The organism is Candidatus Nanopelagicales bacterium, from assembly GCA_037045355.1.
In the GTDB taxonomy this organism is placed as follows: Bacteria; Actinomycetota; Actinomycetes; order S36-B12.
This window is the reverse complement of the sequence record JBAOHO010000013.1, coordinates 304,503-318,070: the sequence shown is the minus strand read 5'-3', so window position 1 is coordinate 318,070 and position 13,568 is coordinate 304,503. Positions and strand designations below refer to the sequence as shown.

Annotated in this window: 15 protein-coding genes and 1 pseudogene; 8 read left to right on the top strand and 8 right to left on the bottom strand. The window is 65.5% G+C overall.

The features are described 5' to 3' along the window. Window positions 1-88 precede the first annotated feature (88 nt). The 6 genes from V9E98_08080 (at window position 89) to V9E98_08055 (ending at window position 7,141) form a co-directional block, all read left to right on the top strand. The gene (locus tag V9E98_08080) at window positions 89-1,321 is read left to right on the top strand and encodes an arginine deiminase (GenBank protein MEI2716941.1); all 1,233 of its coding nucleotides are present in this window, start codon (window positions 89-91) and stop codon (window positions 1,319-1,321) included. Window positions 1,322-1,502: 181 nt separating this feature from the next. After that, the gene (gene argF, locus V9E98_08075; GenBank protein MEI2716940.1) at window positions 1,503-2,510 is read left to right on the top strand and encodes an ornithine carbamoyltransferase; all 1,008 of its coding nucleotides are present in this window, start codon (window positions 1,503-1,505) and stop codon (window positions 2,508-2,510) included. 147 nt (window positions 2,511-2,657) lie between these two features. Further along, on the top strand, window positions 2,658-4,433 hold the full coding sequence (locus V9E98_08070; GenBank protein ID MEI2716939.1) for an ABC transporter ATP-binding protein: 1,776 nt from the start codon (window positions 2,658-2,660) through the stop codon (window positions 4,431-4,433). A gap of 331 nt (window positions 4,434-4,764) precedes the next feature. Continuing rightward, on the top strand, window positions 4,765-5,052 hold the full coding sequence (locus V9E98_08065; GenBank protein MEI2716938.1) for an SHOCT domain-containing protein: 288 nt from the start codon (window positions 4,765-4,767) through the stop codon (window positions 5,050-5,052). A gap of 63 nt (window positions 5,053-5,115) precedes the next feature. Further along, window positions 5,116-5,490, top strand: a complete 375-nt coding sequence (locus tag V9E98_08060; protein ID MEI2716937.1) for a hypothetical protein — start codon at window positions 5,116-5,118, stop codon at window positions 5,488-5,490. Between the two features lie 28 nt (window positions 5,491-5,518). Continuing rightward, window positions 5,519-7,141, top strand: a complete 1,623-nt coding sequence (locus V9E98_08055; GenBank protein MEI2716936.1) for an amidohydrolase — start codon at window positions 5,519-5,521, stop codon at window positions 7,139-7,141. A gap of 49 nt (window positions 7,142-7,190) precedes the next feature. Here V9E98_08055 and V9E98_08050 read toward each other — a convergent pair whose 3' ends face one another. The 8 genes and pseudogenes from V9E98_08050 to V9E98_08015 form a co-directional block, all read right to left on the bottom strand. After that, the gene (locus V9E98_08050) at window positions 7,191-7,502 is read right to left on the bottom strand and encodes a DUF2516 family protein (protein ID MEI2716935.1); all 312 of its coding nucleotides are present in this window, start codon (window positions 7,500-7,502) and stop codon (window positions 7,191-7,193) included. Window positions 7,503-7,712: 210 nt separating this feature from the next. After that, a complete protein-coding gene (locus V9E98_08045) occupies window positions 7,713-9,017 on the bottom strand; it encodes a hypothetical protein (GenBank protein ID MEI2716934.1) in 1,305 nt (434 codons plus the stop codon). A 3-nt stretch (window positions 9,018-9,020) separates the two neighbouring features. Next, entirely contained in the window at window positions 9,021-9,386 is a 366-nt protein-coding gene (locus V9E98_08040; protein MEI2716933.1) for a phosphoenolpyruvate carboxykinase domain-containing protein, read from the bottom strand. Window positions 9,387-9,843: 457 nt separating this feature from the next. Continuing rightward, the gene (locus tag V9E98_08035) at window positions 9,844-10,002 is read right to left on the bottom strand and encodes a phosphoenolpyruvate carboxykinase domain-containing protein (protein ID MEI2716932.1); all 159 of its coding nucleotides are present in this window, start codon (window positions 10,000-10,002) and stop codon (window positions 9,844-9,846) included. Beyond that, the gene (locus tag V9E98_08030; GenBank protein ID MEI2716931.1) at window positions 9,941-10,072 is read right to left on the bottom strand and encodes a phosphoenolpyruvate carboxykinase domain-containing protein; all 132 of its coding nucleotides are present in this window, start codon (window positions 10,070-10,072) and stop codon (window positions 9,941-9,943) included. Before V9E98_08030 ends, V9E98_08035 begins: the two co-directional genes overlap by 62 nt. Then, window positions 10,069-10,416 (bottom strand): annotated as a pseudogene (locus tag V9E98_08025) (hypothetical protein). Before V9E98_08025 ends, V9E98_08030 begins: the two are co-directional and overlap by 4 nt. Continuing rightward, window positions 10,364-10,552, bottom strand: coding sequence for a hypothetical protein (locus tag V9E98_08020; GenBank protein MEI2716930.1), 189 nt, complete (start codon window positions 10,550-10,552; stop codon window positions 10,364-10,366). Before V9E98_08020 ends, V9E98_08025 begins: the two are co-directional and overlap by 53 nt. A 43-nt stretch (window positions 10,553-10,595) precedes the next feature. Continuing rightward, window positions 10,596-10,868 (bottom strand): hypothetical protein, encoded by a 273-nt coding sequence (locus V9E98_08015; GenBank protein ID MEI2716929.1) that lies wholly within the window; start codon window positions 10,866-10,868, stop codon window positions 10,596-10,598. Between the two features lie 212 nt (window positions 10,869-11,080). Here V9E98_08015 and V9E98_08010 point away from each other — a divergent pair, with 212 nt between their 5' ends. Together V9E98_08010 and aroA are read left to right on the top strand one after the other, a co-directional pair. Next, entirely contained in the window at window positions 11,081-11,272 is a 192-nt protein-coding gene (locus V9E98_08010) for a hypothetical protein (GenBank protein MEI2716928.1), read from the top strand. After that, complete coding sequence (aroA, locus tag V9E98_08005; protein ID MEI2716927.1) at window positions 11,269-13,560, top strand: 3-phosphoshikimate 1-carboxyvinyltransferase; 2,292 nt, start codon at window positions 11,269-11,271, stop codon at window positions 13,558-13,560. The genes V9E98_08010 and aroA overlap by 4 nt, the downstream gene beginning before the upstream one ends. Window positions 13,561-13,568: the final 8 nt, after the last annotated feature.

Sequence of the window (13,568 nt, the reverse complement as noted above, 5' to 3'; positions counted from 1 at the left end):
ACGCCTCCGAGTGGCAACAAGTCACCGCGGCGGCAAGGATCGTGCCAGACGGAGGTTCACCCGTCGAAGTGCTGAGAAAGGACCATCGATGACCCTTCATGTCGACTCAGAAGTCGGCCAGCTCAAGCAGGTCATGCTTCATGAACCGGGCCTCGAGCTGGACCGGTTGACCCCGCAGAACTGTGATGAGTTGCTGTTCGACGACGTCATGTGGGCCCGCAAGGCACGGGAGGAGCACCGCGCGTTCGCCGACGGTTTGGAGCAGCGCGGGGTCAAGGTCCACTTGTTCCGCGACAAATTGGGAGAGGCCCTCGAGATTCCTGAGGCGCGCGACTTCCTGCTCGAACGGGTGGCCCGCCCCGAGTCGGTCGGACCGCAGTTGGTGGAGCCCCTGCGCGAACTGGCCGAGGGCATCAGCGGCTCGGATCTGGCGACCTTCATGATCGGCGGAATCCTGAAGAAGGATCTGCAGTTGCCCAAGTACGCGAACCTCCTGTGGACCTACCTCGAGGACTACGACTTCGTGCTGACCCCCCTGCCGAACCATCTGTTCCAGCGGGACAACTCGGCATTCGCTTACGCGGGCGTGTCCGTGCACCCCATGGCCAAGCCCGCGCGCCAGCGCGAGACGATCCACAGCCGGATCATCTGGAACTTCCATCCGGATTTCAAGGACGAGATCCCGCACTTCTACTACGGCAATGACGACGAGCACCACCAGCCCGCCACGGTCGAAGGTGGCGACGTTCTGGTCGTGGGTAACGGCGCCGTTATGATCGGCATGGGTGAGCGCACGACCCCACAGGGAATCGGAATGCTGGCCCAGGCCTACTTCAGTGCCCCTGACCAGCAGATCACCAAAGTGATCGTCGTGGAGTTGCCCAAGACACGAAGCCTGATGCACCTCGATACGGCGATGACGATGATCGACAAGGACAAGTTCTCGGTGTACTCGGAGTTGCCCGAGGATCTGCGCACGTTCACGTTGACCAAGGCCGACGACAGCGGTGCCTACCACATCGAGGAGAACGACGAGTTGTGGCCGGTGCTCGCCGACGCCGTCGGTGTCGAGAAGATGATTCCGCTGTTCACCCCGATCGACGAGTTGGGCGCCGCCCGAGAGCAATGGAACGACGGCAACAACTTCCTCACCGTGGCTCCCGGAGTCATCTTCGGCTACGACCGCAACGAGACGACGAACACGTTCCTGCGCAAGCACGGAATCGAGATCGTCGGAATCGTGGGCAACGAACTGGGCCGGGGCCGAGGTGGCCCGCGGTGCATGTCCTGCCCGATGGAGCGTGGCTCTGCTGACGAATGACAGAGCGATGAGTGACCAAATGAGTGGCGGGGGTTGTCGACCCCTGCCACCCATTTGGTCACCTCTGCGGCCCACCGGCCATCGACACGTAAGACCGACTCACCAACCTCACCAACCTCACCAACCTCACCGACCTCACCAATCGAACTGACCCACCACCAAGAAGAACAGGAAAGGCACCATGCCGTTCAATCTCCGTAACCGTGACTTCCTCAAGGAAATCGACTTCACGCGCCAAGAACTGCAGTTCCTGCTGGATCTGGCCCGCGACCTCAAACGCGCCAAGTACACCGGAAACGAACGCCAGCGAATGAAGGGCAAGAACGTCGCTCTCATCTTCGAGAAGACATCGACGCGGACCCGGTGCGCATTCGAGGTCGGCGCCTACGATCAGGGCGCCGGCGTGACCTACCTGGATCCCTCGGGTTCGCAGATCGGCCACAAGGAATCGATCGCCGACACCGCTCGGGTGCTGTCACGCTTCTACGACGGAATCGAGTACCGCGGGTCAGGGCAGCAGAACGTCGAGGATCTGGCGAAGTACAGCGACGTCCCCGTGTGGAATGGACTGACCGACGAGTGGCATCCGACGCAGATGCTCGCCGACTTCCTGACCATGAGTGAACACAGCCGCGGCAAGCCGATCTCCGACATCACGTACACCTACATGGGCGATGCTCGCTCCAACATGGGCAACTCGCTTCTCATCATGGGCGCGATCATGGGTGCCGATGTCCGTATCTGTTCCCCGAAGGCTCTCTGGCCGTCCAAGGAGGTCCAGGCGCTGGCGAAAGAGCGGGCCAAGGAGAGCGGCGCCCGCATCCTGCTGACTGATGACCCGGCCAAGGCGCTGCCGGGGGCGGACTTCGTCCACACGGATGTGTGGGTCTCGATGGGTGAACCCAAGGAGGTCTGGGCCCAGCGCGTGAAGCAGCTGAAGAAGTACCAGGTGAACGCGGCGGCCCTGAAGAAGACCGGCAACCCCAACGTCAAGTTCATGCACTGCCTACCCGCGTTCCACGACACCAATACCAAAGTGGGCCAGGACGTCGCGGAGTCGACGGGCATGAAGAACGGCCTCGAAGTCACCAACGACGTCTTCGAGTCGACGACGAACATTGCGTTCGATCAGGCGGAGAACCGGTTGCACACGATCAAAGCCATCATGGTGGCGACGATCGGCGACTGAGCGGAGCGAAGCGGCGACCGACGCCGCCATCCTCGCGTCGCCATGAGGACAACTGAACAATCGATGGTTCGCCGTCCTGGACGGGGGGCCATCGTGGGTTGAGGGACGAGTCCCTGTCTGCTTGACTCGTCGCGGCAAGGCGGCACGGTGACATCAGAACTGACTCCCCCGGTTGGGGCGCGCGACACGTTGCGGCTGTTCTGGACGACCGCAGCGCAGCACCCCGCATTGCTGACAACGTCCCTGATCGCGCCGGTCGCAACGGTTCTGATCGGCAGTTTCGCGGGACCGTTCGTCATCTCCTTGCTGCTGGAGCAGATTCAGTCGGACTCGGTCACCTGGCAATCGGCCTGGCCCCTGATCGCCGCCTACGCACTCACTCAGGTGGCGGGCGAGATCGTCGGCTGGCGCCTGGTGCTGTGGGCCATGTGGTCGTTTGAGGTCCCCGGGATCCAGAGCCTGTTCGAGCGCGTCTTCGCGAGCCTGACGGCCCAGAGCACGGCGTTCCACGCGGACCGTTTCAGCGGTTCCCTGGTGTCCGCGACGAGCAAACTGACTGCTGCGTTCGAGATGTTCTGGGATGACGTGGTGTGGATCGTGCTGCCCATCACCACGACGATCGTCGCCGCGGTGGCGATCTTGTCTTTCGTGATCTGGCAGTACGCGGTCGTGCTGGCTGTGCTGTGTGTGATCTTCGTGTGGTTGGTCGTCGCAACCGCACGGAAGATGGAACCCCTCAACGTGTCCGAAGCCGCGGCCAGCAACGCGATGACGGGGTTCCTGGCCGATGTGACGACGAACATCGGCGCCGTCAAAGCCTACGGGGCGGAAGATCGCGAACAGAGGTCAGCGGCGGTCGTGGCCGAGAAGTGGCGCCACACGTCCTTCGGGGTCATGTATCCCTTCCTGCGTTACAGCACCGGATACGCGGCCGTCATGACGCTCATCAACGTCTCCGCCGTGGTGGCCGCAGTGGCGGCTTCCACCACGGACTCGGTGTCTATTCCCGCTGTCTACCTCGCTGTCACATACACGATGACGGTGACGACTCAGCTGTGGGAGATCAATCAGGTCATGCGGGACTACAACCGCGTCATGGGTGACACCCGCGAGATGGTTCAGATCCTCAACATGCCGACCGGAGTGGCCGATCGCACCGACCATTCGCTGCATCCAGGTCCAGGTCGCATCGACATCGAGTCGATCACCTTCGGACACCTGGACGAACACGAAGATCCCCTGTTCACCGACTTCTCGCTGTCCGTTCCGGCCGGTCAGCGGGTGGGATTGGTGGGCCATTCCGGCAGTGGCAAGTCCACCCTGATCCGGCTGCTGCTCAGGTTCGCCGATGTCCAGTCCGGGAGAATCCTGATCGACGGCCAGGACATCGCGAGCGTGACCCAAGTCAGCTTGAGACGAGCGATCTCCTACGTTCCTCAGGAACCTCTGCTGTTCCATCGGTCGCTGTTCGAGAACATCGCCTACGGAAGACCCGATGCCACTGAGACGCAGGTGCGGGAAGCCGCCGCCAAGGCGTACGCGCTGGATTTCATCGATGCCTTGCCGGATGGCCTGGCCACCCAGGTAGGTGAGCGCGGCGTAAAACTGTCGGGTGGTCAGCGGCAACGCATCGCGATCGCGAGGACCATATTGAAGGATGCTCCCATCCTGTTGTTGGACGAGGCCACCAGCGCATTGGACAGCGAGAGCGAAGTCCACATCCAGGCAGCGCTCGCCGAAGCGATGAGCGGGCGGACGACGATCGTCATCGCCCATCGACTGTCCACCGTTCAGTTGATGGATCGAATCGTGGTCTTGGACTCGGGCCACATCGTCGAAGACGGAAGTCACGAGTCACTGCGAAGTGCGGGTGGGCCCTATTCGGTGCTGTGGTCGCACCAGTCCGGGGGATTCCTCAGTTGACGAGCAGCCTGGCCGCGATCACGGTGACAGCATGACTCCATGACGTCACCGCTCCTGTTGTCCCTTGCGATCACCATCGTGATCATCGTGGGCGTCTTGTTCGCGCTCCGTCGTAGCGGGATGTTCGGCATGTCAGCTGCGAAGCGGGAGCAGGCGCAACAAGTCATTCAGTACGGGCAGAAGGCCCGCGCGCGACTCCTGCGCATCGACCCGACCGGCATGGTCGTCAACAACATCAACATCCAGTGCAACCTCACGTTCCAGTTGGAGCCACTGTCGGGCGCCGAACCGTTCCAAGGGTCGAAAAAGAATCCTCATCCCACAGACACAGATGCCTCGCGTGGGGGATGTGTGGCCGGCCTGGTACCTGGCCGCAGATCCCAGCACATTTGTCGTGGGCATGCCCGACGGAGCGGCGACGGATCAGATTCCCGTGTTCCGCGCCTTTGGCATCCCACATCCGCTTGACCCCGACAGCCGCTCCTCCGAGTCGGTCGATCACAACGACACGCACAACGACACGGTTGACGCTTTGGAACGTCTCACTCGGCTGCACGTATCCGGGGCGCTCAGTGATGCCGAGTTCGCAGCCGCCAAGGCGAAACTGCTGGAGCCCTGACCGCGTCGAATCTTGTACTGCGGCCATTCGGCGCGCGGGCGTAGAGTCGAACCGGAGGTCACCATGAGAACTCGAACAGCCGTCTTGGCGGCAGCATCCCTGCTGATCCCGCTGGCCCCCGCCCCGGCCCTCGCCGGTGGGTGGCAGACCGTGGACTCGTACGCCAGTCCCACAGGCGACGTCGCCTATGGCATTCAGCGCAAGGGACAACTCGTGCGATTCGACCTGTCGTCATTCGTCGACTTCGGCACTGTCAAGTTCTGCGTGCGCAAGACGGGTGGCTCCTGGACCTGCCGCTCCAGGGCATTGGAGCCGACGGGTAAGTACGACATCTATCGCGCCCGCATCAAATGGCAGGGCAACTACCCGACCGGTGGCAGCGCCGAACGACAGGTTCGGTTCATGAAGGGCTCCCCGATCCTGTCGTTCATCCCCTGACCCGATCTCACTTGCTCGGATCTCATCGATGAGACACGCCGACACGATCATCACCGATGCGCTGTTGTATCGCGACGGTGTGGCGCGGTCTCAACACCTTGCGATCGCCAACGGCGACATCGCCGCCATCACAGCCGACCATGACGAGTTGCGCGCGCATCAAGGCCCGGGCACCGAAGTGGTCTCGCTTCCAGGACGGCTGATCCTGCCTGGGTTCCAGGATGCGCACATCCACGCTCCGGTGGGCGGCAACAGCATGCGGCACGTGTATCTCAACGACCGACACGGCAGGCGGGATTACCTCACCGCCATCGCCGAATACGCTGTCGCCCACCCGAACGACCGGTGGATCACAGGAAGCGGTTGGGCGCTGGAGTTCTTCCCCGCTGGAGGTCCTCGCCGTGAGGACCTCGACGCGATCGTCCCGGACCGCCCCGTGTTCCTGTTCAACCGGGACCTGCACGGCGCCTGGGTCAACTCGCACGCACTCGAAGTGGGCGACGTGACGGCCGCAACTCCGGACCCCGCTGACGGCATGATCGAGCGTGACCCCCACACCGGGGAGCCCACCGGCATGCTGCACGAAGGCGCCGCCTACTCGTTCCACACGCGCGTTGTCCCGCAACCCGACACCGAAGGTTGGATGGCCGCCATCCAGCACGCACAGGGGTACCTGCACTCCCTGGGAATCACAGCCTGGCAGGACGCCTGGGTGACCCCGGCGACTCACGCCGCCTACGCTCGGCTGGCGGCTCAAGGCGAACTGGACGCACGCGTGGTCGGTGCTCTGTGGTGGGACCGTCATCGGGGTCTGGACCAGATCGACGAGTTCTTGACGCTGCGCGAAGCCGGCGGCTCTGGTGCCTACCAGGCAACGACCGTGAAGATCATGACCGACGGCATCCTCGAGAATCGCACCGGCTCCCTACTCGAGCCGTACTGCGACGGGTGCGGCGGCCATACCGACAACCACGGCCTCGACTACGTCGACCGCGAACTGCTGGCAGCCGCTGTCACGCAGTTGGACGCGGCCGGATTCCAGGTGCACATGCACGCGATCGGGGATCGCGCCGTGCGGCACAGCCTGGATGCCGTGGCGGCGGCACGCGCCGCCAACGGTGCTGGGCAACGTCACCACATCGCCCACGTCCAAATCATTCAGCCCGAGGATCTCCCTCGCTTCGCCGAGTTGGGGGTCGCAGCCAACTGCCAGCCGTTCTGGGCCCAGACCGAACCGCAGATGGAGGAACTGACGATTCCGTTCATCGGCCGGGAGCGCTCCGACCTGCAGTACCCCTTCGCCCGACTCGCGGCACTTGGCACTGTGCTCGCCGGCGGGAGCGACTGGCCGGTGACCACCCCCGATCCCCTTGAGGAGATAGAGGTAATGGTGACCCGCGTCAATCCCGATGACCGCGACAGCGCACCATTCCTTCCGGAGGAGCGGGTTCCGTTGTCCACTGCAGTGGCTGCGTTCACGTCGGGTTCTGCCTTCGTCAACGGGGACGAGAGCCGGTCCGGCACCCTCGACGTCGGTAAGCGAGCTGATCTCGCAGTGCTCGACCACGACATCACGCTCGACCCGACCCATCCCTCCGACGCGACTGTCGAGATGACTTTCGTGGCGGGGCGGGCGGTGTTCGGCAGCTGAAGGTGCTCGGACGGCCAGGTCGGTGAATCCGGGTTCAGCCCGGATCAGATCAGCGGTTGCGCTCGATGCGAGCGTTCATGAGTTTGGGGCGCATGTCGTAGAAGTACACAGCGACGACCAACATGCTCGCGAACCACATGATGCTGCGCGGCCCGAACGGTTCATCGGGGCGCCATCCCCCCAGCCACAGCAGCATCGCGAAGCAGAATCCGAGGATGATCAGCCAGGCCATCCGGGGCATGCGGTCGGCAATCTTGTAGTCGGTCTTCGAGAAACGCAGGGCATCGACGAATGCCCAGATCAAGACGATCAGAGAACCGTATGCCAGGACCACCTGAAGAGCGGTGGTAAAGGTACCCACGACGTTAGGCTAGCCCGGATCTACCGATTCTCGGAGTAGCGAGGGTCACCAGCGGGGTGCGATGGCAAGGCGCACTCGCGACGGCAGTGTGGGCCACTGGTGAGCGGCTGCAACGCCGCCAGGGCGCCCCGATGGTGGCGCGCAGTAGCCGAAGGATCGGTGGATTCGGGGTTGGCCGAGCGGTCGCCGACCGCCGCGGATCAGCGCGGATCAGCCTGCCTTGACGACCGCTTCGATAGTCGGCTTGTCGGCGGGGTGATCGAAGACCGCCACCACCCGCCGACCTTGGCGCGCGGACGCCACGGCGTAGGAGCGCACCGACCTCTGGGAGACCCTCTGGTCGCCGGTCCAGCCACTGCCCACCCGGTAGTCGGCGGAGTGAAGCACCCGGCCACAGCATTCGTCCACGGCCAGCCATGTGGCGGTCGCGTGGGCTCCGGAACGGCTCATCACCAGCCGGGTGTCCGAGACCCCGAGTCCGGCGGTATCGGACCCGATTGTGACCGGCGCGCCCCAGGTACCCGATGTCCAACTCTGCGCTCGGGCAGCCATGGTTCCGAGCGGGTCCCGTTCCTGGAACACCGCGAGTCCAGAGGTGCCGTTGTTCGCGACCCCGACGGAGATCTGGTTGACCGGTTGCGGGCTCAGCGACTGAACACTCCAGTTACCGGCTGTGCGAACGGACACGCTCGCTTGGCGGTCGGCCTCGTCGTCAGTCCTCCCCCAGCCCACCATGACGGTGTCACCGCCCAGCGCAGCGTCCGCGAGGAAAAGACTGTCGTACTCGCGACTGCCCGTCGCCACGGTCTGCTCCGCAGACCACTTGGCCGGAGAACCGTCCCGGACGACGATCCGCTCACCACCACCTTGTGGTGGAGCCACCTGATACGCCAAGACACTGCGGGCCGCTGACGGGTCCATCACGAGGTGAACATCGGAGATCTCGCCCTGCTGGGTGATCAGGTGAGGCTTCGCCCACTGAGACCCGCGCATGGTCGCCGAGTACAACGCCGACTGCCGCGGGTCACCGGCGACGCCGGCCTCCACCACCGCGACCGCCCGCTCACCATCGCTGGAGAGGGATACGTCGATACCGCGGTAGTTCGCGCCCGACATCACTACTTCGGCACGACCCCACCGGGTTCCGGTGCGCCCGGCCGCCATGACAGCACGCAGTTTTCCGTTGGGGCGCACCCGGGCCCAGACCGCCAACGCGCGGGACCCGTCGTCGGACTCGAGGACGTTCAAGTCGGCCACCTTGCCACGCTCGCCGAACCGTTCCGGGGCCTCCCACTTGCTGTTGCGGAATCTGACGACGAAAGCCTGGCCCCTGTCATCGATCCAGCTCGCGCTGGCGGCGCCCTTCTTCTCGGCGGTGGCGACAGAGGGAGGACCGACCCGTTCGCGGTCGAGCACCTTGGCCCGACCCCACGACCCGCCCGCCTGGGCTCCGGCAGTCGTCAAGAGCAGCGCCGCGACGGTGACGGAGCCACCCAGGGCGATCAGCCGGGGCACAGGTCACTCAGAGGCGCGGAGGCGCTCCCGCAGGGCGGTGAGTTCCTCCTGCAACTTCGCCGGAACCTTGTCGCCGAACTTCGCGAAGTACTCCTCGGTGAGGTCGGCTTCGGCCAGCCAGGACTTCGGATCGACCGCGAACAGCTCGGCAACCTGCTCATCGGTGAGGTCGAGACCCTCGAGGTAGAGGTCGCCATCCTTCGGTCGGCCACCGATCGCCGTCTGCTCGGCTTCGGTGCCGCCCTCGACCCGCTCGATGATCCACGACGAGCACGCGTGAGTTGTCGCCGAAGCCCGGCCACAGGAACTTGCCGTCGTCGTCCTTGCGGAACCAGTTGACCTGGTAGACCTTGGGCAGCTTGTCGGCATCGGTCATCTCGCCGATCTTCAGCCAGTGACCCCAGTAGTCGGCCATGTTGTAGCCGCAGAACGGCAGCATGGCGAAGGGGTCGCGACGCAGGGCCGCCGACTGTGCCCTCCGCCGCCGCGGTCTGCTCCGAGGCGATCGTCGCACCCAGGAACACGCCGTGATCCCAGTCGCAGCGCCTCGGTGACCAGCGGCACGTTGGTAGCGCGTCGGCCCCCGAACAGGATCGCCGAGATCGGGACACCCGGCGGGATCCTCCCAGTTGGGCGCGATGGACGGGCACTGCGCAGGCCGGCGCGGTGAACCGGGCGTTCGGGTGGCTGGAGGGGGCATCGGACTCCGGTGTCCAGTCGTTGCCCTTCCAGTCGATGAGGTGCGCTCGGTGCGTCCTCCGTCATGCCCTCCCACCACACGTCGCCGTCGTCGGTCAGCGCGACGTTGGTGAAGATGCAGTTGCCCTCACAGGGAGCGGATCGCGTTGGCGTTCGTATGCATGCCCGTGCCCGGCGCGACGCCGAAGAAGCCGGCTTCGGGGTTGATGGCGTACAGCCGACCATCATCGCCGTACCGCATCCAGGCGATGTCGTCGCCGACGGTCTCGACCTTCCAGCCCGGCACACGTCGGCTCGAGCATGGCCAGGTTGGTCTTGCCGCAAGCCGACGGGAAGGCCGCCGTCAGGTACTTCACGTCGCCGTCCGGGCGCGGTGAGCTTGAGGATCGAGCATGTGCTCGGCCATCCAGCCCTCGTCGCGGGCCATGGCCGATGCGATACGCAGCGCGAAGCACTTCTTGCCCAGCAGGGCGTTGCCGCCGTAACCGGAGCCGTAAGACCAGATCTCGCGGGTCTCCGGGAAGTGGACGATGTACTTGGTCGTCGTTGCACGGCCAAGCGACGTCGTCGCGGCGGTTGCCCTCGGCATCGATCAGCGGGTAGCCGACACGAGTGCAGCGCCGGCACGAAGTCGCCGTCCTCGCCGATCACGTCGAGGGCCGGCCTGGCCCATGCGAGTCATGATCCGCATGTTGACCACGACGTAGGGCGAGTCCGTGATCTCGACGCCCAGCTGGGAGATGCGCGACCCCAAGCGGACCCATCGAGAAGGGGATCACGTACATCGTGCGCCCGCGCATGCAGCCGGCGAACAGCCGCTTGAGGGTCGCCCGCATCTCGGCGGGATCCATCCAGTTGTTGGTCGGGCCGGCATCCTCTTCATCGCAGCGAGCAGATGAAGGTGCGGTCCTCGACGCGGGCGACGTCGGACGGGTTGCGAACGCGCGAGGAACGAGTTGGGGCGCTTCTCGGGGTTGAGACGGATGAAGGTGCCCGACTCGACCATCTCCTGCGGTCAGTCGGTTCCACTCGGCATCGCGAGCCGTCGCACCACACGACGCGGTCCGGCTGCGTGAGTTCGGCGGCCTCTTCGACCCACTCGAGCAACTTCTTGTTCTTGGTCGGCGGGTTCTCCAAACCGGGAATGGTCATTTCTACTCCGTCTCCACACGATGCATGCAGGCGCGGCGTGCACCCGTAGCGGCATCGATCCGTGATCGCAAACGCCGTGCTTCTATCCTGCCCGATCACCGGGCCGGAAGCCGCTCCGGGGTCGGGGGTTCAACAAAGGTTAACCTCACCAGCCGATTCCGGCCTTCGCGAGCACCCTCGCGATGGGGTTCGGCCCGGATAGGCTCACCCCCGTGGTGGAGGACGAACGCCTGCGGATGACGCTGTTCGGTGCCGTGATCAAGCCCGCCGCCATCACTCCGGAATCCGGCACTCTCACCCCGGAGCTTGGCACCGTCTCCGCGGAGTTAGGCAACGTCTCCGCGGAGTTAGGCAACGTCTCCGCGGAGTTAGGCAACGTCTCCGCGGAGTTAGGCAAGTGGTGACAGATCCTTGGCCCGCTCCCACGGCCAACGGGCCGGTGGACGCGCGGGTCACGGTGCCCGGTTCGAAGTCCGTTGCCAACCGGGCGTTGCTGCTGGCGGCGCTGTCCGACGGGACATCATCCGTCGCGGGGCTTCCCGCCGGGTCCCGCGATCTCGACCTGATGCTCACAGCGCTGCGAGCCCTCGGGGCCGAGGTGGCGGGATCCCCCGAGACCTCGGTCACCGTAACGCCCGGCACTGCGACGAGCGCGGTGTCGGTGGAGTGTGGACTGGCCGGGACCGTCATGCGTTTCGTCCCCCCCGTGGCAGCCCTGACGAGTGCGGATGTCCACTTCGACGGCGATCCCCGGGCCCGGGAGCGCCCGATGGCAGCGCTTCTGGCAGCGCTTCGGAGCCTGGGCATCCGCATCGCTGCCGATGCCACCCGGCTTCCCTTCACGGTGCACGGCATCGGTCATGTGCCCGGTGGCGTCGTCGATGTCGATGCCTCGACCACCAGCCAGGTGGTCAGCGCGCTGCTCCTGTCCGGCGCGAGGTTCGATCGGGGCGTGACTGTGCGCCATCGGGGCGCGCCGATTCCCTCGCTGCCCCACATCGCCATGACGATGCGCATGCTCAATCAGCACGGGGTGGCCACCGACGCGCACGCATCGGACCGCACGAACGCAGACTGGTCGGTGACGGCGGGTCCGATCCGCGCCCTCGATCGGACCGTCGAACCCGATCTGTCCAATGCCGCGCCGTTCGCGGCACTCGCCCTGATCACCCATGGACGCATCGAGGTCCCCGACTGGCCGAGCGACAGCCTGCAACCTGACCGGCAGTTGCGGGAGGTGTTCATCGACATGGGTGCTCGCTTCGACTCCGGTCCCGACGGTATGTCGATCACCGGGACGGGAGCGATCAGCGGAGTCGACGCCGACCTACGCGACCTGGGCGAACTCGTCCCCACGATCGCCGCGGTGGCCGCGCTCGCCGACTCCCCGTCACGGTTGTCCGGGATCGGTCACATCGCGGGGCACGAGACCGATCGGCTCCGGGCGATCGCCGGTCAACTCAACGCCCTCGGAGGCGACGTGCATGCCGACAGCGACGGACTGACCATCCGTCCCGCGCGCCTGCACGGGGGCCTCTGGTCGACCTACAGCGACCACCGGATGGCCACGTGCGGCGCGATCCTCGGAGCTCGCGTACCGGGGGTCCTGATCGAAGACGTTGCGACCACCGCCAAGACGTTCCCAGGATTCTCCACTGCGTGGGCACACGCCGTAACCGGAGCCCGGCAACTAGTGTCCCGGTCCCGCAACGCGTCTCACGAGTACAGCGAAGACGACGTCCGGGTCCGTCCTGGGCGCAGCTCCCGACCCCGTTCCAAGGAACGACCAGCTCATGACGACGCCACGGTCGGACTCGTCGTCGCAGTCGATCGGGGTCGACTCACCGTCGACCTGGGAGCCGGATCGGCAGTGGTCACGGCGGTGCGCGCACGTGAACTCGGCCGGAGGTCGGTCGTGGTGGGTGACCGCGTGGCACTCGTGGGCGACCTGACAGGGGAACCGGGGACCCTCGCCCGCATCGTTCGGCTGGAACCCCGACGCACCGCCCTGCGGCGCACACCTGACGACACTGACCCGGTCGAACGTGTCGTCGTGGCCAACGCGGACACCCTGGGAATCGTCGTCGCCGCCGCCGAGCCGGAGCCGCGCGAAGGCTTCATCGACCGCTGCCTGGTGGCCGCCTACACGGCCGGGCTCACCCCGCTGCTGATCGTCACGAAAACAGACCTGAGTCCGGCCTCCGCTCTGGCCGATGCCTATGCTCCACTCGGCCTCGCGGCAATCGCGACAACCCGCGCACAGCCTGCTGACGAGTTGGCGCAGCGGCTCGCCGGACACGTCACGGTGCTCATCGGACAATCGGGGGTCGGCAAGTCCACCCTCGTGAACCGTCTGGTCCCCGACGCCGACCGGGACATCGGATCGGTCAACGCGGTCACCGGTCGCGGACGACATACGTCGACGTCCGCGGTGGGACTGCGGCTGCCGGGTGGCGGTTGGATCATCGACACCCCGGGTCTGCGCAGCTTCGGGCTGGGCCATGTGGATCCGGAGGACGTGGTCGCAGCGTTCGGCGAACTCGCCGCCGGCGAGATCGACTGCCCGCGCGGCTGCGACCACGAACCGCCGCACTGCGGTCTCGATGCCTGGGTGGCAGGGGGCAACGCGGGCCCGGACGGCGTCGCCCGACTCGACTCGGTGCGGCGGATGCTGCGCTCCCTGGCAACTTGACCGGCCGG